The sequence below is a fragment of the Streptomyces sp. AA1529 genome (assembly GCF_000280905.1).
GTDB lineage: Bacteria > Actinomycetota > Actinomycetes > Streptomycetales > Streptomycetaceae > Streptomyces.
In genome coordinates this window covers 89365-109019 of the sequence record NZ_ALAP01000018.1, presented here as the reverse complement: position 1 = coordinate 109019, position 19655 = coordinate 89365, and the positions used below count along the sequence as shown (strand labels likewise).

At 73.7% G+C, this 19655-nt stretch carries 10 protein-coding genes; 7 read left to right on the top strand and 3 right to left on the bottom strand.

Annotated elements, in window-relative coordinates:
* Positions 1 to 10 precede the first annotated feature (10 nt).
* Positions 11 to 1270 carry a nucleotide sugar dehydrogenase gene (locus A949_RS0104845; RefSeq protein WP_019354883.1) on the bottom strand — a complete coding sequence of 420 codons (1260 nt, stop codon included), beginning with the start codon at positions 1268 to 1270 and terminating at the stop codon, positions 11 to 13.
* A gap of 232 nt (positions 1271 to 1502) precedes the next feature.
* Here A949_RS0104845 and A949_RS0104840 point away from each other — a divergent pair, with 232 nt between their 5' ends.
* From A949_RS0104840 to A949_RS0104825, 4 genes are all read left to right on the top strand, one after another.
* A complete protein-coding gene (locus A949_RS0104840) occupies positions 1503 to 3209 on the top strand; it encodes a glycerol-3-phosphate dehydrogenase/oxidase (protein WP_026004348.1) in 1707 nt (568 codons plus the stop codon).
* A 221-nt stretch (positions 3210 to 3430) separates the two neighbouring features.
* The gene (locus tag A949_RS0104835) at positions 3431 to 5725 is read left to right on the top strand and encodes a serine/threonine-protein kinase (protein ID WP_019354881.1); all 2295 of its coding nucleotides are present in this window, start codon (positions 3431 to 3433) and stop codon (positions 5723 to 5725) included.
* 364 nt (positions 5726 to 6089) lie between these two features.
* Positions 6090 to 9512, top strand: coding sequence for a protein kinase (locus A949_RS0104830; RefSeq protein ID WP_019354880.1), 3423 nt, complete (start codon positions 6090 to 6092; stop codon positions 9510 to 9512).
* A 95-nt stretch (positions 9513 to 9607) separates the two neighbouring features.
* Positions 9608 to 11368, top strand: a complete 1761-nt coding sequence (locus A949_RS0104825; protein WP_026004347.1) for a serine/threonine-protein kinase — start codon at positions 9608 to 9610, stop codon at positions 11366 to 11368.
* A gap of 33 nt (positions 11369 to 11401) precedes the next feature.
* On the opposite strand, the gene A949_RS0104820 is transcribed toward A949_RS0104825, so the two are convergent.
* Entirely contained in the window at positions 11402 to 12391 is a 990-nt protein-coding gene (locus A949_RS0104820) for a BtrH N-terminal domain-containing protein (RefSeq protein WP_019354878.1), read from the bottom strand.
* A gap of 414 nt (positions 12392 to 12805) precedes the next feature.
* On the opposite strand from A949_RS0104820, the gene A949_RS0104815 reads away from it, so the two are divergent.
* Both A949_RS0104815 and A949_RS0104810 read left to right on the top strand, forming a co-directional pair.
* The gene (locus tag A949_RS0104815; RefSeq protein WP_019354877.1) at positions 12806 to 14440 is read left to right on the top strand and encodes a succinic semialdehyde dehydrogenase; all 1635 of its coding nucleotides are present in this window, start codon (positions 12806 to 12808) and stop codon (positions 14438 to 14440) included.
* Positions 14441 to 14613: 173 nt separating this feature from the next.
* On the top strand, positions 14614 to 16464 hold the full coding sequence (locus A949_RS0104810) for a GMC oxidoreductase (protein ID WP_019354876.1): 1851 nt from the start codon (positions 14614 to 14616) through the stop codon (positions 16462 to 16464).
* 839 nt (positions 16465 to 17303) lie between these two features.
* On the opposite strand, the gene A949_RS0104805 is transcribed toward A949_RS0104810, so the two are convergent.
* Positions 17304 to 17666, bottom strand: coding sequence for a chorismate mutase (locus A949_RS0104805; protein WP_019354875.1), 363 nt, complete (start codon positions 17664 to 17666; stop codon positions 17304 to 17306).
* A 297-nt stretch (positions 17667 to 17963) separates the two neighbouring features.
* Between A949_RS0104805 and guaA the strand changes: the two genes are divergently transcribed.
* Positions 17964 to 19547: a glutamine-hydrolyzing GMP synthase gene (gene guaA, locus A949_RS0104800; RefSeq protein WP_019354874.1), complete on the top strand. Its 1584-nt coding sequence runs from the start codon at positions 17964 to 17966 to the stop codon at positions 19545 to 19547.
* Positions 19548 to 19655: the final 108 nt, after the last annotated feature.

Below are 19655 nucleotides of genomic sequence, written 5' to 3'. Positions count from 1 at the left end.
ACGCCGCATCTCAGAGCCGGTGCGCCGCACCGGTGGGACTCGCTCCGCGAGTGTCCAGGAGGAGCTGCGCCTTCGCGGCGAGCCCCTGCAGGTCGTACCGGCGGTGGTGCTGCAACAGCAGGGTGAGGTCCGCCTCCGCCGCGGCCTCGTACAGCGCGTCGGCGCGGGGCACGGGTTGCCCGGCGACGCGCCATTGCGGCACGTAGGGGTCGTGATAGCTCAGCTGGGCGCCGAGTTCTTTGAGGCGGCCGGCGACTTCGCGCGCGGGGGCGCCTTCCTGGCTGGCGAGGTCGGGTTTGTAGGTGACGCCGAGCAGCAGGATGCGTGCGCCGCGGGCGGATTTTCCGTGTTCGTTGAGGAGGACGGCGGCGCGTTGGGCGACGTAGCGGGGCATGCGTTCGTTGACTTCCTGGGCGAGTTCCACCATGCGCAGCGGGTAGCCCAGCGAGCGGCTGTGGTACGAGAGGTAGTTGGGGTCGACGGGCACGCTGGGGCCGCCGACGCCGGGGCCGGGCCGGAAGGACTGGAAGCCGAAGGGTTTGGTCTCGGCGCACCGCACGACGTCCCACAGGTCGATGCCGAGGTCGTGGCAGAAGACGGCCATCTCGTTCATGAGGGCGATGTTGATGTGCCGGTAGTTGGTCTCCAGGAGTTTGGCGGTCTCGGCCTCGCGCGGCCCGCGGGCGCGGACGACTTTGGTGAGCCGCCCGTAGAACGCGGCGGCGGCTTCGGTGCAGGCGGGGGTGAGCCCGCCGATGACTTTGGGGATGGCGGTGTAGTCGTGGGTGCGGTTGCCGGGGTCGACCCGGGAGGGTGAGCAGGCGAGGTGGAAGTCGCGTCCGGCCCGCAGCCCGGAGCCGTCTTCCAGCAGGGGCCGTACGACGTCCTCCGTGCAGCCGGGGTGGACGCTGGATTCGACGACGACGAGGGTGCGTGGGCGCAGCCGGGCGGCCAGGGTGCGGGCTGCGGTGCGGACGCCGCTCAGGTCGGGGGCGCGGTTGGGGCCGAGTGCGGTGGTCGCGCAGATGACGGCGGTGCGGACGCGTCCGAGGACGGCCGGGTCGCTGCTGGCGGCGAAGCCTTTGGCGAGCATCCGCCGTACCTCGGCGGCGGCGAGCGGCGCGTCTCCGGGCGGGCGGCCGGCGCCGATGTCGGCGACGACGCCGCGGTCGGGGTCGTACCCGATGGTGCTGATTCCGTTCGCTGTCGCTGCCTGGGCGAGCGGCAGCCCCGAATGGGCGAGTCCCAGCACGGCGAGATCTGCGGGCATGACAGCGGTCTTCCCTTCCCCTTGTCGTCCCGGTTCCGTCCCCGGGCAGCACCAGGAGTGGCGAGCGGCGCGAATTAAGGTTAAGAGCCCATATGACAGACAAGTCGGATTGCGCACTCAGCAGGGCCGACGCTCGGCCAAAGTCGCGGGAATGGGGGACCATCGTCAGGGGGACCACGGGGGCGGTGTCCGAGTACTGACGAGCACCAGTCGAGCAGCTTGGGAGGCAGCAGTGAGGACAGCGGCACTGGGACCGGAGCAGCGCGCGAACGCGCTGGCGAGGATGGCCGAGACCGAACTCGATGTGCTGGTGGTCGGTGGCGGCATCGTCGGCGCGGGTACGGCGCTGGACGCGGTCACCCGCGGCCTGTCCACCGGGATCGTGGAGGCCCGCGACTGGGCTTCGGGTACCTCCAGTCGCTCCAGCAAGCTCATCCACGGCGGGTTGCGCTATCTGGAGATGCTGGATTTCGCACTGGTGCGCGAGGCGCTCAAGGAGCGCGGTCTGCTGCTGGAGCGGCTGGCGCCGCATCTGGTCAAGCCGGTTCCGTTCCTCTATCCCTTGCAGCACCGCGGCTGGGAGCGGCTGTACGCGGGCACCGGGGTGGCGATGTACGACGTCATGTCGGTCTCCTCCGGGCACGGTCGTGGGCTGCCGAGGCACCGTCATCTCTCGCGCCGTCATGCGCTCCAGGCGGCTCCCGCGTTGAAGAAGGGCGCGCTGGTGGGTGCGCTGCAGTACTACGACGCGCAGGTGGACGACGCCCGGTTCGTCGCCACGCTGGTGCGCACGGCGGCGGAGTACGGGGCGCGCGCGGCCAATCGTGCGCGGGTGGTCGGCTTCCTGCGGGAGGGTGAACGCGTCGTCGGTGCCCGGATCGAGGACCTGGAGCAGGGCGGCGAGTACGAGGTGCGGGCCCGTCAGGTCGTCAACGCGACCGGGGTGTGGACGGACGACACCCAGGGGCTGATCGCCGAGCGGGGCCAGTTCCACGTCCGCGCCTCCAAGGGCATCCATCTCGTCGTCCCCAAGGACCGCATCAACTCCACGACCGGGCTCATCCTCCGTACGGAGAAGAGCGTGCTGTTCGTCATTCCGTGGGGCCGGCACTGGATCATCGGCACCACGGACACCGGCTGGGACCTGGACAAGGCGCACCCGGCCGCTTCCAGCGCGGACATCGACTACCTGCTCGACCATGTCAACGAGGTGCTGGCGCTGCCGCTGACCCGGGACGACGTGGAGGGCGTCTACGCGGGTCTGCGGCCGCTGCTGGCGGGCGAGTCGGAGGCGACGAGCAAACTGTCCCGCGAGCACACGGTGGCCCATCCGGTGCCGGGGCTCGTCGTCGTCGCGGGCGGCAAGTACACGACCTACCGGGTGATGGCCAAGGACGCGGTGGACGAGGCGGTGCGCGGCCTCGACCACCGGGTCGCCGAGTGCGTCACGGAGGAGGTGCGGCTGGCCGGGGCCGAGGGGTACGCCGCGCTGTGGAACGGACGCGCTCGCCTCGCGCAGCGCGCCGGACTGCATGTGGCCCGGGTGGAGCATCTGCTGGGCCGCTACGGCTCGATGACGGAGGAGGTGCTCGACCTGATCGCGAAGGAGCCCGCGCTGCGCGAGCCGCTGCCCGCGGCCGACGACTATCTCAAGGCGGAGGTCGTCTACGCCTGCACGCACGAGGGCGCCCGTCATCTGGACGATGTGCTGACCCGCCGCACGCGCATCTCCATCGAGACCTTCGACCGGGGCGCACGGAGCGCACAGGAGTGCGCCGAGTTGATGGCGCCGGTGCTGGGCTGGGACTCCGGCCAGGTGGACCGGGAGGTCGAGCACTACCGGAAGCGGGTCGAGGCGGAGCGCGAGTCGCAGTTGCAGCCGGACGACCAGACGGCGGACGCCGCGCGGTTGGGGGCGCCCGACATCGTGCCCGTGTAGGGCGGGGGTTCCGCGGGAGCGCCGGCGCCGGGGACCCGGTCGCGGGTCCCCCGTCGGACCGGTCGTGGCCGCGGCGGCTGTTGGGCGTGTGAACCCCGGTGAGGAGTGGTGGGGCAGTGGTGTAACTGTGCTGCCCCCGTACACGTCTTGTCGGGGTGATGGTTCACAATGAAGGCTCTGCCGGGGGCGGGCTCTCACGCAGAGGGGACACAAGGGGATTCATGAGCGAGGACGCGGGACGGCTGGTAGGCGGGCGCTATCGGCTCGGGGAGGTCCTCGGGCGCGGCGGTATGGGTACTGTCTGGCGCGGCGAGGACGAAGTCCTGGGCCGCCGGGTCGCCGTGAAGGAGCTCCGCTTTCCCTCCAGCGTCGACGAGGAGGAGAAGCAGCGGCTCATCACCCGCACCTTGCGTGAGGCCAAGGCCATCGCGAGGATCCGCAGCGGCAGCGCCGTCACCGTCTTCGACGTCGTCAACGAGGACAGCCGGCCGTGGATCGTGATGGAGCTGGTCGAGGGCCGCTCCCTGGCCGACAAGATCAAGAACGACGGTCCGCTGGACCCGCAGCGCGCGGCCGAGGTCGGCCTCGCCATCCTCGATGTGCTCCGCGCGGCCCATCGCGAGGGCATCCTGCACCGCGACGTGAAGCCCTCCAACGTGCTGCTGGAGGACGGCACCGGCCGTGTGGTGCTCACCGACTTCGGCATCGCCAAGGTCGAGGGCGACCCGTCCGTCACCTCCACCGGCATGCTCGTCGGCGCCCCTTCCTACATCTCTCCCGAGCGGGCGCGCGGCAAGCCCCCGGGCCCGCCCGCCGACCTGTGGTCGCTGGGCGGCCTGCTGTTCGCCGCCGTCGAGGGCCATCCCCCCTACGACAAGGGCTCGGCCATCTCCACCCTGACGGCCGTGATGACCGAACCGGTGCCGTATCCCGAACATGCGGGCGAGCTGAGCGAGGTCATCGCCGGGCTGCTGGTGAAGGAGCCGGAGAAGCGGCTCGACGTGAACGGGGCACGGCTGCTGCTGGAGCCGGTCGCCTCCGGGCACCGCAGCCCCCTGGGCTCGTCCGGCGGGCGGGACGCCGAGAGCCGCGCCGAGCGCACCTCCGTCCTGCCGCCGGTGCCGCCCGCGGCCGTACCGGGCGCGAAGGGTTCCGCATCGGCGGCAGGCCGCCCCGGCGCGGACGGCCCCGCCTACAGTGCCGGGACGACCGGCGGCAGGCGCAAGCGCCGCTCGGAGAGCACCGGTTCGGGCGAGAAGCTGCGGGGCGCGCTGAAGTCGGTCCGCAACGCGGCGGGTGCCGTCGGTGTCGGCTCGGCCGCCGCGGGCGCCACCGGAGCCCCGGAGCGCACCGGCTCGGGCGCCGGGGCCCGGGACGGCGGTCCGGACAGCTCGTCCGCTCCTCCCGCCCGGACGGACTCTCCGCGTGACGCCTCCTCCGGCGCGGCCTCGGCGACGTCTTCGCCGCCCGCGGCACCGCCCCGCCCCTCGGCACCGCCGCCCTCGGGGCCGGGCGGGAACCGGGACCGGAGGAGCGGCGGCGCGTCCGCGGCCGGCGGCGGCGCGGGCGACGGACAGGGCACCGGCACGTCCGATGCCGCGGCGGGCTCCTCCGGTACCGCCACCGGCTCCTCCGCCACCGGCTCCGGTGGTGGTCCGCTGCCGGGTCCGGGCAGCGGCAGCAGGGCGCTGCCGCCGGAGAGCGGGGGCAGCGGTGCGATCAACTCGCTGCGCGATCTGCGGGAGCTGCCCGAGCTGCGCAAGGGCCTCTCACCCCGGACGCTGGCCATCGCGGCGGCTGCGGTGCTGGCCGTCGTCCTGGTCATCGTGCTGATCGTGGTGAACAGTGGTGGCGACAGCGGCGGCAAGGCGTCCGGCTCGGCGGGCAGCAGCGCTGGGAACGGCGGAGGCGGCACCCGCGAGGGCGAGCAGGCCACAGCGGGGAAGGCGGGCCAGGACGGGGACGCCTCCGGCGGTGACGACGGGCAGGGCACCGGCGACGACAAGGGCGCGGGCGAGAAGGACGACAAGAAGGGCGAGGAGGACGGCTCCGGGCTGCCCGACGGTTACGCCGTGGTCAAGGACAGCAGGTTCCACTTCTCCGTCGCCCTGCCCGAGGGGTGGAAGCCCGCCGGGATAGCGGGCAAGAACTCGGGCCGCAAGTACGCCCCGTCCGGTGGCGGTTATCCGCGGATCCAGATCGACCACACCAGCAGCCCCGGCGGCGATGCCGTCGGGGCCTGGCGCGATCTGGAGTCCGCGGTCAAGGGTTCCAGCTCCGGCTACGAGTCGCTCGGCATCAAGAAGGTCGACTGGCGCGACTACCCGACGGTGGCCGACTGGCAGTTCCTGCGCAAGGAGAACGGCAAGAAGGTGCACGCGCTCGACCGCGGCTTCAAGGTCGACGGCAAGAACGGCTACGCGATCCTCATCACCTGCGAGGCCGACGCCTGGGAGGACAAGGCGTGCACGACGCTCCGGAAGGCCGCGTTCGAGACCTTCGAGCCGAGCGCCTGACGCGCCGCACGCTGTCTCAGGTCGCACGCTGTCCCGGGCCGGGTGCCTGAGGACCGTCCGGTGCCGAGGATCCGACGTCCGACCGGCTGCCGAAGGCAATCCGACCGGCTGCCGCAGGCAGGTGTGCTGTGTCCGGAGTATCCGCCCGGCGCACGAATCCATGACACGCGCCCGCTGTGCGCGGGTGGCGCGGACGCCGCACCGGAACGGGTCGGGGGAACCGGCCGGACGGCGGACCGGACCGCTGTCGCGCGGTGACGTAGCCGGTTTCCGGACGTATCGTGAAGGACGCGGACCGTAGCTATCCGCAAGAAGGCCGGAACCGAACGGAATTGGCGGTCTCGCGCGCGGTGGGGAGGGCGTCGTGGAGGAGCACGCGGAGTACACCGGTCGGCTGCTCGCCGACCGCTACCGCCTGCCCCTGCCGCCCGCCGACGCCTACGAACTCGCCGAGTCCCCCGCCTGGGACGTCGCCAGCGGTCAGGAAGTCCTGGTCCGCCAGGTCCCGTTGCCCGAGGTCGTCGAGGCCGAGGTGGTGGACGAGGGCCACGGCGTCCCGGGCCGGGGGCCGGACGGCGGACCGCGCGGCAGCGGTCCGCAGCCGATCCGCGGCCCCGCGGACCCCGCCGTCCGCAGGGCGATGGAGGCCGCCGTCGCCGCGGCGCAGCTTCCGGACCACCCCAGGCTCGACCAGATCTTCGACGTCTTCGTCGAGGACGACGGACTGTGGATAGTGAGCGAGTCGGTACCGGCCCGGTCCCTGGCGGCTCTGCTGGCCGAGCGCCCGCTGGGGGCGCACCGCGCCGCCGAGATCGCCGCCGATCTGCTGGCCGCGCTGCGGATCGTGCACGCGCACGGCTGGGTGCACCGCAACATCACGGCCCGCACGGTGCTCGTCTGCGAGGACGGGCGCGCGGTGCTCACCGGGCTCGCGGTGGGGGCCGCCGAGGAAGCGCTGTGCGGCTACGACCCGCTGCCCCCGCCCCTGCCGGACGATCCCGGCGCCGACCCCGGCGTGGAAACCGGCGTGGAGGCCGGAAGCTCCGCGTCCGTCCCGGTGCACGGTGGGCGCGACGCGCACCGCCCGCGCGGTGAACACGGTGGTCCGCCGGCGCCCGGCCCCCGGCGGGAACCCGCCCCGGGCCCGGCCCCCGCGCCGCAGCCCGCGACCTGGACCGGGGAACGGCTGCCCGAGGGATTCACCGCGCGCGACGGCGCGGGCCCCGCGGCGGACGCGCCCCACACCGAGGAGCGGCGCCGCGGCATCTTCGGCCTGGAGGGGTTCGAGCCGCAGGAGGACGTACGCGGCCCGCAGGACGTGCGCGGTCCGCACGGCGGGGGGCTGCCGGACCGGGCGGGTCCCGCCGACGAGGTCTCCACCCGGGCGGCGCGGCGCGGGGCGATCGCCGCGTACCGCGAAGGAGCGCAGCGCGCGGTGGCCGACACCCGGGACGCTGCGCTGCGTGCCCGCGGCGAGAGCGGGAGCGGGAGCGAGGCCGACCGGCCGATGCCGGGCGCCGACTGGTGGTCCACCCGCCCGGACGGCGGCCCGGCGGACCACGGCCCCGCACACACGCTCGACGACGACGTGCGCTGGCTGCCGTCCGCCGAGGACGAGGTGCATCCCGACGAACTGACCGGTGGCGGGGTGCGCCAGGTCGAGCGCGACGAGATCTACGGTCCGTACGCGTCGGGCCCCTACGGCGTGCCCCCGCCGTTCGGCCGCCCCGCCCCCGGTGGGCAGGATCCGGCGCCGGACGCCGCTTCCGCCCCGTACGCGGAACCCGGCACCGGCACCGTTGTCGGCAACGGCAACGGCAACGGCAACGGCAACGATCCCGACGGCGGTCCCGGCACCGGCCCGAACGGCGACTCCGCCACCGGCCCGCACCGTGGTCGCCGGTCCGGGGGCGGCTCGGGTCCCACGGCCCTGCCCGGTCCCCGGCCGGCCGGTACCCGCAGTGTTCCGGCGCCGTGGACCGCGGGGCCGTCGGTGCGGGACCAGAGCGCTGCCCCCGGCGGGTACGCAGCCGACGGGGCCGGGCCCGGCCCGGCGGTGGAGCGGCCCGCCGCTCCGGACGAGACCCCCTGGGAGAGCGGGGAGGTATACCACCCGGACCCGGAAGAGGTGCCCTGGGACGGCGACGCGGGGTATCCGGCTCCGGACGAGGCGCCGTGGGGCGGCGCGGAGGCGGTCGACGGCCGCTACCGCGGACCGGCGACCGCGCTGGCGGCGGAGCGGGCCCGGCACGCCCGGACGACGGTGGTCGGGCCGGTCACCGAGCGCTGGGCACCGGAGCAGGCGGGGCCGGTGTACGAGAACTGGCGGCTGGCGCCACCGGTGGGCCCGGCCGCCGACCTGTGGGCGCTGGGTGTGCTGCTCTTCCGCTGCGTCCAGGGTCATGCGCCCTACCCGGAGGACAGCGCGGCCGAGCTGGTGCAGATGGTGTGCGCGGAGCCGCCCGCGTTCGCGGAGGACTGCGGACCGCTGCGTCCGGTGGTCGAGTCGCTGATGCGCCAGGACCCGACCGAGCGGCCGGACTTCGAGGAGCTGCGCGGCTGGCTGCGTTCCATCATCCGCTCGGCGCCCGAGCCGGATGTGGGCCTGCGGACCGTCACGGCGCCGCTGAGCCTGGATCCGGGGGCGCCCGCCGATCCGCACCGGCTGCCGATCGTGCGGCGCCGCGGCGAACTGGTGCGCAGGCGGTGGCGGAAGCGGACCGGGGGAGCGGCGCGGCGCGGGCGCGGGCCGGAACCGCCGCCGCCTCCCGAGCAGCACCCGGCACCGCACCACGTGCAGGCGCCGCACGAGCAGGCATTGCACCACGCGCAGGTACCGCACCATGAGCAGGTACCGCACCACGCGCAGGCGCCGCTCCCTGCCGAGCGTGCGGAGCCGGTGGGGCACCGGCGGTCGCGGCGCGACCGGGTCCCGGACCGCGGCCCGGAGGGCGACCCGGGAGGCAGCACCCCGGACCCGGGTCCGGACCGGAACCCGGGTCCGGACCGGAACCCGGGTCCGGACCGGAGGCGCGGCAGCGGCCCGCGGCGGCTCGGGGTGCTCGTGCTGACGCTGATACTGCTCGGCATGGCGGCGGCGGTGGCGTTCGTCGCGTGGTTCCTGCCCGGTGGCGAGCAGGGGGAGGACAACCAGCGGGGCTCGGTCGTGGTGCCGGAGGAGCGCAAGCCGGGTCCCTCACCGGGGCGGACGCGGGATGGCGGGTCCGACGACGGAGCCGGCAAGAGCGACAGGGGCGGCAAGGACGGCCAGGACGGCAAGGACGACAGGGGCGCGGGGAGTTCCGCGCCCGCCACCGGGCCCGAGGCGCCCGACGGGTACCGGATCAGCCGCGATCCGGCCGGGTTCCGGATCGCCGTGCCGCAGGAGTGGGACCGACGGTCCGCGAACGGGCGCGGGCAGGTGCGCTACAACGGCGGCGAGGTCGAGATGGTCGTCGTCAACGGCCGGGACACCACCGGAAAGTTCGGCAAGGATCCGATGGCCTACCAGAGCGAGGACGAGCCGGAGCTGTCGGCGTACCGGGCCGCGGACTGGGCGAGCACCGGCGGGCTGCGGCGCATCGATGTCGGGGACCGGGCGATGGCCGAAGGCACCTTCTCCTGGCGGGAGCCCGGCGGGCGCCAGGTGTACGCGCGCAACCGGGCGATGATCGTCGACGGCCGCTACCATCTGCTGCTCGTGCTCGGTTCCAAGGGCCACAAGGCGGAGGTCGACCGGCACTTCGAGGCCGTCGTCGACACCTACCGCCCGACCGCCGCGCGCTGAGCCGGCCCGTCCCCGGCCTCGGCCCCGCGGAGGCCCCCGTCACAGGTCTGTGAACAAAGTGGCGATCGCGCTGCCCAGCAGGGTAATGGTGGGGCATGACGAACGAGGGGGACGGGTTGGACGAGTCGACCAGTTATGGGCTGCAGCCGCCCGAGGGAGCACGGGAGGGGCAGCGCCCCGGGGTGCCCCCGCAGTCGGCGCCGCCCGCCTCGCCCCCGGCGCCCGGTGCGCCGTCCGGGTCGTCCGCGTCCGCCTCGCCCTCCGATGGACCCCGGGCGGGGCAGCAACCCCCCGCGTCCGGCGCGTACGAGCCGACGGAGGTCGCCGCGGCCCCGTCGGCCGAGCACGGCGCGGAGCCGGGGACCGGGCGGCTGATCGGCGGCAGGTACCGGCTGACGGCCCGCCTGGGGCACGGCGGCATGGGCACGGTGTGGCGGGCGCACGACGAGGTCGTGGACCGGGATGTGGCGGTCAAGGAGCCGCGACTGCCCGACCACCTCTCCGCCCGGGAACGCGAGACGATGTACGCCCGGATGCGCCGGGAGGCGCGCACGGCCGCGCGGATCGACCATCCTTCGGTGGTGACCATCCACGACGTCGTGGTGGAGAACGAGCAGCCGTGGATCGTCATGGAACTGGTCCAGGGGCGTTCGCTGGCCGATGTGCTGAACGACGGCACCATCGGGGTGCGCGAGGCTGCCCGGATCGGGCTCGCCGTCGCCGGGGCGCTGGAGGCGGCGCACGCGACGGGCGTGCTGCACCGTGACGTGAAGCCGGACAATGTGCTGCTGGGCCGGTACGACCGGGTGGTGCTCACCGACTTCGGGATCGCCGCGGTCCAGGGGGAGCAGGGGCTCACCGAGACCGGCGCGTTCGTCGGCTCGCCGGAGTTCGTGGCGCCCGAGCGGGTGCTGGGGCAGCGGCCGGGACCGGAGTCGGACCTGTGGTCGCTCGGGGTCGTGCTGTACGCGGCGGTCGAGGGGGTCTCGCCCTTCCGCCGCTCCAACAGCCCGGCGACCCTGCAGGCCGTGCTCTCGGCCGAACCGCAGCGCCCGGCACGCGCGTTGAGCGATTCCGGGGCCTTCGGGATGCTGCTCACCCGGCTGCTGAGCCGGGAGCCGGGGCTGCGCCCGGACGCCGCGGAGATCCGGCAGACGCTCGCGGACGTGGCGCGTCCGCCCCAGCAGGCCCTGCGGCCGCAGGCCGGTGCTCCCGGCGGCGGCAGCGCCTTCGGCCGGGTGCTGCGCGGATTCGGCGGCAAGCTGCGCACCAGCCGACCGTGGCAGTTCGGTACCGGCGGTGCGGTGGTTGCGGCGGCTGCCGCAACCACCTTGTTCTTCGCGCTCACCGGCGACCGGGCGCCGGACGGCTGGACGACGCGGAACGAGGAAGCGCGGGTGAGCGCCCGACTGGCGGTGCCCGAGGACTACGAGCGCAGTGCGGACGACGGCGCCGTGACCTACACCGATCCCGGCGGCGTCGTCTCCATGAAGCTGACCCGCAGCAGCAAGGACATCGAGGAGAACTCCCTCAAGGAGGCCAACTCCTGGAAGACCTTCTACGAGGACGGGGCGAAGGAGGACTACTCGAGCACGATGGAGGACGTGCGCTCCCGGGTCACCGAGGCGAAGCAGCAGGGGCAGGAGGCGGCCGAGGTCTCCACCACCTTCCGGCCGAAACCCGACATCGGGGAGCCCGAGGAGGCGAAGAAGTTCCGGCACGAGCTGGTCTACGTCAACAGCAAGGGCGTCCGCTGGCTGCTGACCGTGAACATGCCCGCCGAGGGCAAGTCGCGCAAGGACGGCGAGACCGTCTACGAGGAGGCGAAGAAGTCCCTCAAGATCAACGATCTGTGAGGGGCCGCATCGCACCTCCACGGTCCTGCCGCGTCACTCCCGCAGCCGGCGCAGCGCCTCCATGGCCTCGCGTTCGAGGCGGGCGAGTTCGCGCAGGAGGGCACCTGCCCGGAGCAGGTGCTGCTCGTCGCCCGACGTACCGGCCTTGGTGATCAGCCGCGCGGCCTCGGTCCATCCGGTGGCCGCCTCGGCGTACAGCCGGTGGCCGGTGCGCAGGTGCTCGCTGTCGAGGAGTGCGCCGCATTCGGCGAGGAAGTCCCGGTAGAGGTTGCGGAACAGGGCGCCGCCGGTACCGGCCTGCTCCATCAGGCGGGCGGCCTGCGGCAGGTCGCGCTGCGGGTCGTCGGTGCGCCGCAGCCAGCCGCCGATCAGCTTCCCGGCCTTCTCGATGCCGCGGTGCCCCAGGTTGGCGATGGGCGGTTCGAGGAAGGCGTCGGCGCAGGCGGTGACGGCGGGCACGATCCGGCTGCGCGGGGAGGGCCGGTCCTGCGGGGCGGTGAGGGTGAAGGAGCGGTGCTTGGCTGCCATCGGGCCGCGCGCGGCGCGGGCCTCGGCGAGGCTGGTGAGGCTGGTGGACACCGTGCCGCCCTGCTGGTCGGTGTCCACCAGGTGGGCGTTCTGCTCGTCGTAGCCGTACAGGGCGACGACATGCCCGCCGAAGTGCACCTTCGAGGTGAAGTAGTCCAGGTGGTAGCTGTCGAGCTGCAGCCCGACGGGGTGCCCGGCGTCGATGCCGGCCGCCGCGTCCGCCCACGCCTTGCGGGGTGAGGTGGTCTCGCGGACCAGCAGCTCGAGGCCGAGTGCGGCCGCCAGGTTCCGGGTGAGTTCGAACGGCTTGACCCGTCCGCCGAGGAAGGGGAAGTCCATGTTCTTGCTGTCCCAGTAGATGAAGGACAGCCCGGAGCCGAGCCCGAAGAGCATGGGTTCGGACAGGTCGATCCCCTGGTGCCGCAGCAGCACGCCCAGTGCGGTCGTCTCGCAGTGCTGCGTACCGCGGGCCTCGACCCCTCGTACTGTGCTCATGCCGTGCTCCCCGTGTAATTGCTCCGGACCGGGGCGCGGAGCCCCGGTGGCCGGGGGCTCGATGGCGTGCGGTCCGTCCCCGTACGCCGCCCCGGTGGACTCTTGCACGGCGGACGGCTGTCCGGGGTGCCTTTCCCGGTTCGGCCGGGGTTCCGGGTCGGAACCCCGGCCGAACCGGAACCGAGGGGCCCCTCCCCGGCTCCCCGCCGAGCCCGCCGCGGTCCGGAGCCGAGGGGGAGCCCGCCCCGGCCCCGGGCCGAGCCCGCTTCGGCCTGGAACCGGGCCCTCTCCGGTCCGGAACCGGGCTCCTCCCGGCCGCTCCCGCTGGTTCTGCCAGCAATCGCTGGCAGATTCCGTGAAAAGGGGTTACCGCTGGGTATACGTGGCCGCGCCCGTGGTCGTACGCTCACTCGCATGACGGACTCGCAGGACAGCACCCGCACCGCGCCCCGCACCGAGCACTCCGCCGGCAACCCGGTGGCCCCGGCACCCGACCGGGCCCGGACGGCCGCCGATGTCGTCACCCCCGACCGCGTCGCGGCGCTGGCCCGCGGCGTGGTGGGCAGCGGGACGACCCGCAGCCGTTCCCCGTTCACCGGCGAGGTGCTGGCCGAGCTGCCCGAGTCCACCCCCGAGGACGTCGCGGCCGCCTTCGAGACGGCCCGTGCGGCGCAGCGCGCCTGGGCGGCCACCCCGGTGCGGCAGCGCGCCGCGGTGCTGCTGCGGTTCCACGACCTCGTACTGGCCCGCCAGTCGGAGGTGCTGGACCTCGTGCAGCTGGAGACCGGCAAGGCCCGGCTGCACGCCCACGAGGAGGTCCAGGCCGTCGCCGTCGCGGCCCGGCACTACGGCCGCAAGGCCCCCGCCTACCTGCGGCCCAAGCGGCACACCGGCGCGATCCCCGCGCTGACCAAGGTCACCGAGCTGCGCCACCCACGCGGGGTGGTCGGCCAGATCGCCCCGTGGAACTACCCCTTCGAACTCTCCGTCGGCGATGTGCTCCCGGCCTTCGCGGCGGGCAACGCGGTGGTGACCAAGCCCGACACCCAGACCGCGCTGACCGCGCTGTGGGCGCGCGACCTGCTCGTCGAGGCCGGGCTGCCCGCCGACGTCTGGCAGATCGTCCTGGGCGAGGGCCCGGTCGTCGGGCCCGAGGTCGTGGACCGCGGCGACTACGTCTCCTTCACCGGCTCCACCCGTACCGGGCGCGAGGTGGCCGGGCGTGCCGCAGCCCGCCTGGTGGGCTGCTCGCTGGAGCTGGGCGGCAAGAACGCGATGCTGGTCCTGGCGGACGCCGACCTGGACAAGGCCGCCGAGGGCGCGGTGCGCGGCGCGTTCTCCTCGGCCGGGCAGCTGTGCATCTCCATCGAGCGCCTGTACGTCCACGAGTCGGTGGCCGACGCCTTCCTGGAGCGCTTCGTGGCCCGCGTCCGCGCCATGCGGCTGGGTGCGTCGCTGGCCTACGGCGCCGACATGGGCTCGCTCGTCTCCGAACGGCAGTTGCAGAACGTGCAGCAGCACGTGGCGGACGCCGTCGAGAAGGGCGCCGCGGTACTGGCGGGAGGCCGGGCCCGTCCGGACATCGGCCCGCTGTTCTACGAGCCCACGGTGCTGGACGGCGTGGAGCCGCAGATGGCGGTCTGCGGCGAGGAGACCTTCGGCCCCGTCGTCTCCGTCTACCGCTTCTCCGACACCGACGAGGCGGTCGGCCTGGCCAACGCCACGCCCTACGGCCTCAACTCCAGCGTGTGGTCGGGCAGCGGGCGCCGGGGCCGGGAGGTCGCGGCCCGGCTGCGCACCGGCACCGTCAACGTCAACGAGGGCTATGCCTCCGCCTACGGCAGCGCCCAGGCCCCCATGGGCGGCATGGGCGACTCCGGGCTCGGCCGCCGGCACGGCTCGGAGGGCATCCTGAAGTACACCGAGTCGCAGACGGTGGCGCACCAGCGGGTGCTGCCCATGGCGCCGTCCCTCGGCATGAGCGACGAGGCGTACGCCGCGTTCATGTCCCGTTCCCTCAAGGCCCTCAAGACGCTCCGCTTCCGCTGAGGCCCCGCGGCCCGCACGTCGGGCCGTGCGGGCGGGGGCCGCCCGCCGCCGGTCGGCCCCGCCCCTCGCCGCCGTCCGCACCTTCCGTCCGCTCCGTCTTCCGCCCGCTCCGTCCGATTCCGTCTGCTCCGTCCGACTCCGTCCGCTCCGCCACCGCAGAACCGGAGGTACCCGTGTCCCTGCCCCCACGTGCCCAGCAGCGGGCGGGCACAGACCCGTTCGACTACGACGTCCTGGTCGTCGGCTCCGGCTTCGGCGGTGCGGTCTCCGCGTTGCGACTGACCGAGAAGGGCTACCGGGTCGGCGTCCTGGAGGCCGGCCGGCGCTTCACCCGCGACGAGCTGCCGAAGAACTCCTGGGACCTGAAGAACTTCCTGTGGGCACCCTCGCTCGGCCTCTACGGCATCCAGCGCATCCATCTGCTCGCAAATGTCATGATCCTGGCAGGTGCCGGGGTGGGCGGCGGTTCCCTGAACTACGCCAACACCCTCTACGTGCCGCCCGCGCAGTTCTTCGAGGACCGCCAGTGGGGCCACATCACCGACTGGCAGGACGAGCTGGCGTCCCACTACGACCAGGCCAAGCGGATGCTCGGCGTCCGGCTCAACCCGACCACCACCCCCTCGGACGTCCATCTCAAGGCCGCCGCGGACCGCCTCGGCTACGGCGACACCTTCCATCTCGCACCCGTCGGCGTCTTCTTCGGCGACGGCCAGGACGCCGACGGCACGGCCCGCACCGCCGCCGGCGAAACCGTCCCCGACCCCTACTTCGGCGGCGCCGGCCCGGACCGCAACGCCTGTGTGGAGTGCGGGGAGTGCATGACCGGCTGCCGCCGCGGCGCCAAGAACACCCTCAACGAGAACTACCTCCACCTCGCCGAGCGCGCCGGAGCCGAGATCCGCCCGCTGACCACCGTCGTCGGCCTCCGCGAGCGCACCCCGGGCACCGACGCGGACGGCTACGAGGTACTGACCGTCCGCACCGACAAGCGGCGCGGCGGCAAGCCGCGCATCCTCCGCGCCCGGCGGGTGGTGCTGGCAGCCGGTACGTACGGCACCCAGAAACTGCTGCACCAGGTGAAGGACGCCGGAACCCTGCCCCGGCTCTCGCCCCGGCTGGGCGAGCTGACGCGCACCAACTCCGAGGCGCTGGTGGGCGCGCAGACGGTGCCCCGCCGCTACCGCAAGAAGTGGGGCCGGGACGCCGCGCCCGACTTCACCAAGGGCGTCGCCATCACCTCCTCCGTGCATCCGGACGCCCACACCCACATCGAGCCGGTGCGCTACGGCAAGGGCTCCAACTCCATGAGCGCCCTGACCACCCTCCAGGTGCGGCAGAACACAGTGCTGCCGGGCGCGCTCGCGCACATCCTGACCTGCCTGCGGCACCCGGCGCTCTTCCTGCGCTCGCTCTCCGCACGCAACTGGTCCGAGCGGATCATCATCGGGCTCGTCATGCAGACGCTCGACAACTCGCTGACCACCTACCGCAAGGACAAGGGCCTCGGCAAAGGCATGCTCACCGCGCGGCAGGGACACGGAGCGCCGAACCCCGTGCACATCCCGGAGGGCGCCGAGGCGGCGACCGCGCTCGCCGAGGAGATCAACGGCTTCGCCGGGACCAACGTCGGTGAGCTGATGGGCACCCCGCTGACCGCGCACTTCCTGGGCGGCTGCCCCATCGGCGACAGCGCCGAGCACGGTGTCATCGACCCCTACCACCGGCTGTACGGGCATCCGGGCATCTCGGTCGTGGACGGCTCCGCCGTCTCCGCCAACCTCGGGGTCAATCCGTCCCTCACCATCACCGCGCAGGCCGAGCGTGCCATGTCGTTCTGGCCGAACAGCGGCGAGGAGGACCCGCGCCCCGCACAGGACGCCGGATACCGGCGGCTGGCGCCCGTGGCCCCGGCGCGGCCCGCGGTACCGGAGACCGCGTTCGGCGCGCTGCGGCTGCCGGTGCTCCCGGTGCCTCCGGTCCCCGCGCGGGACGGCTCCGCCACCGGTACGGAACACGACTGAAGCCGGCGGCCCGCCGGGACCGTCGCGTCGCCGTTCCGTCCGCGGCATCGGGCGGCACGGCGCCGCGGCTCGGGTGACGCGGCTCGGGTGGCACGGCGACGCGGCTCGGGTGACGAGGCTCGGGTGGCACGGCGACACGGCCCCGGTGGCACGGCGGAGGGCCCCGGGCGCCGGCCGGGTGGGTGGCGGCAGCCGCGGGGCCCTCGGTCAGCACCGGCGTCAGGGCAGCGCCCGTGCTGAGGGCGGCACCGGGGGGAGGGTGCCGCCTTTGTTGGTCGAACCAATGGCGGAGTTCCGCCATGGTTCACCAAACGGCCGTGTGGTCAGGTGGTCCTGCGCACCGGACGTCTGCATCGTGCTGGATCCGCCGCACCCTGCGCAACCGTTGCGACAGTGCGGGATTCCAGCGTTCCCGCGAAGATTCCGTGCGGGCGGCCCGCACGGACCGGCGCCCCGGCGGCCGGCCCGCGGGGTCCTGCGGAAAGCCGCGGAGCGGCCGGTCCAGAGCGTCCCCGGGACCGGCCGCTGTCGTGACCGGGCTGCTGTCCCCTGCCGTCCGGTCACAGCACCGGAGCGAGGTCCCACGACACCCGGCGTCTCCCCTCGCGGGGAGGACGGGCGTCTCATCGCTCCGGTGACGCCGCCCCGCTCGCCGCCGGGCGCCCGGCGGAGATCAGGGACACCGGGTCCAACGAAGGCCCCCCGGGGCGGTCACGCGCCGTACGGGTGAGGGCCGGACGCGCATTGAGACGGGACGCGCACCGGGACGGGCCGCGCCTCGGGACGGGACGCGCGTGCCCAGCGGGCGCGTGCCGTGGCGCCGGACGCGCTCGGCGTCGTCAGTGCCCCCGGCACAGCCGCAGCAGGGTCCGGGCCAGCTCCCGCCCCGGTGCCCCGAGCTCGGTGCTGTAGTGGTCGAGGATCTGCATCTCGCGGGCCAGGTGCACCCGGCGACCGCCCGAGTCGATCCGCACCCGCTGGATGTTCTCGGAGACCTCCATACGGTCGCGGACGAGCGCGACGATGCGGGCGTCGAGTGCGTCGATGCGGGCCCGCTCGGCGTCGACGACCGCTTCCGGTGCCGGGTCGGCCTGCGTGCCGGTGCTGGTGCTGCTGCTGGGGACGGTGCTGCTGCTGGGGACGGTGCTGCTGCTGGGGACGGTGCTGGTGGTGGGGACGGTGCTGGTGGTGGCGGCGCTCATGCGCGGTTCGCTCCTCGGGTCGCGGAGCCCGCGGACGGCGGCCCGGGAAGGCGGGCACACACACCGGCGCCCCGGGCCTGACCGGCCCGGGGCGCCTGGGGAAGTTCGTGTGTCGCTTCTCTCACACAGAACGGCCATGGCAGCCGGCCGGGCCGGTGCCATAGGTAAACCACTGCGCGTTCTGCATACGGCCAGTATGCCACCGGTTCCGGGACACCCGGCGGCGGGGCCGGGCACCCGGGGGCACCGCTATCATCGGAACCGAACCCCCGCTTCACGCCGAAAGGCATCAGCTTCGTGGCTTCCAACCCGTCCGAGAGCACTCCGGACACCGTTCTCGTCGTCGACTTCGGCGCGCAGTACGCCCAGCTCATCGCGCGCCGGGTGCGCGAGGCGCGGGTCTACAGCGAGATCGTGCCGTCGACCATGCCGGCCGCCGAGATGCTCGCCAAGAACCCGAAGGCGATCATCCTCTCCGGCGGCCCGTCGTCCGTGTACGCGGAGGGCGCGCCCGCCATCGACCGCGAGATCTTCGCGGCGGGCGTCCCGGTCCTGGGCATCTGCTACGGCTTCCAGCTGATGGCGACGACGCTGGGCGGCACGGTCGACAACACCGGCAGCCGCGAGTACGGCCGCACCCAGCTCTCCGTCGCCAAGGCGTCCTCGACACTCTTCGAGGGCACCCCCGAGGAGCAGCAGGTGTGGATGTCGCACGGCGACGCCTGCTCGGCGGCGCCGGAGGGCTTCACCGTCACGGCGTCCACGGACCTGGTGCCGGTGGCGGCGTTCGAGGACGACGAGCGGAAGCTGTACGGCCTCCAGCACCACCCGGAGGTGATGCACTCCACGTTCGGGCAGCAGGAGCTGGAGCACTTCCTCTACCGGGGTGCGGGCCTGTCCCCGTCCTGGACGACGGAGAGCATCGTCGACGAGCAGGTCGCCGCGATCCGGGAGCAGGTCGGCGGCAAGCGCGCCATCTGCGGACTGTCCGGCGGGGTCGACTCGGCGGTGGCCGCGGCGCTCGTGCAGCGTGCCGTGGGCGATCAGCTCACCTGCGTGTACGTCGATCACGGCCTGATGCGCAAGGGCGAGACGGAGCAGGTCGAGAAGGACTTCGTGGCGGCGACCGGGGTCCAGCTCAAGGTCGTGGACGCGGCCGACCGCTTCATCGACGCGCTGGCGGGCGTCTCCGACCCGGAGCAGAAGCGCAAGATCATCGGCCGGGAGTTCATCCGGGTCTTCGAGCAGGCGCAGGCGGAGATCGTCGCCGAGGCCCCGAGTGACGAGCCGGTGGCGTTCCTGGTGCAGGGCACCCTCTACCCGGACGTGGTGGAGTCCGGCGGCGGCACCGGCGCGGCCAACATCAAGTCGCACCACAACGTGGGCGGCCTCCCCGAGGACCTCGAGTTCGAGCTGGTGGAGCCGCTGCGCAAGCTGTTCAAGGACGAGGTGCGGATGGTCGGGCAGGAGCTCGGACTGCCGGACGAGATCGTCCAGCGCCAGCCGTTCCCCGGCCCGGGGCTGGGCATCCGGATCGTCGGCGAGGTCACCCGCGAGCGGCTCGACCTGCTGCGCGAGGCGGACGCCATCGCCCGCGAGGAGTTGACCGCCGCGGGGCTGGACCGCGACATCTGGCAGTGCCCGGTGGTGCTGCTCGCGGACGTCCGCAGCGTCGGCGTGCAGGGCGACGCGCGCACCTACGGCCATCCGGTGGTGCTGCGCCCGGTCTCCTCGGAGGACGCGATGACCGCCGACTGGTCCCGGCTGCCCTACGACGTGCTGGGTCGCATCTCGACGCGGATCACCAACGAGGTCTCCGAGGTCAACCGGGTCACGCTGGACGTCACCAGCAAGCCCCCGGGGACCATCGAGTGGGAGTGAGCCCCGGCTGAACTCCCCTGCGAGCGCCCCGCGCTGTGCCCCGTGCTCCCTCGCGGAGCCCGGGGCACACGTGTGTTCGGGCGACGGGGTGCGGGGTGGGATACGGTG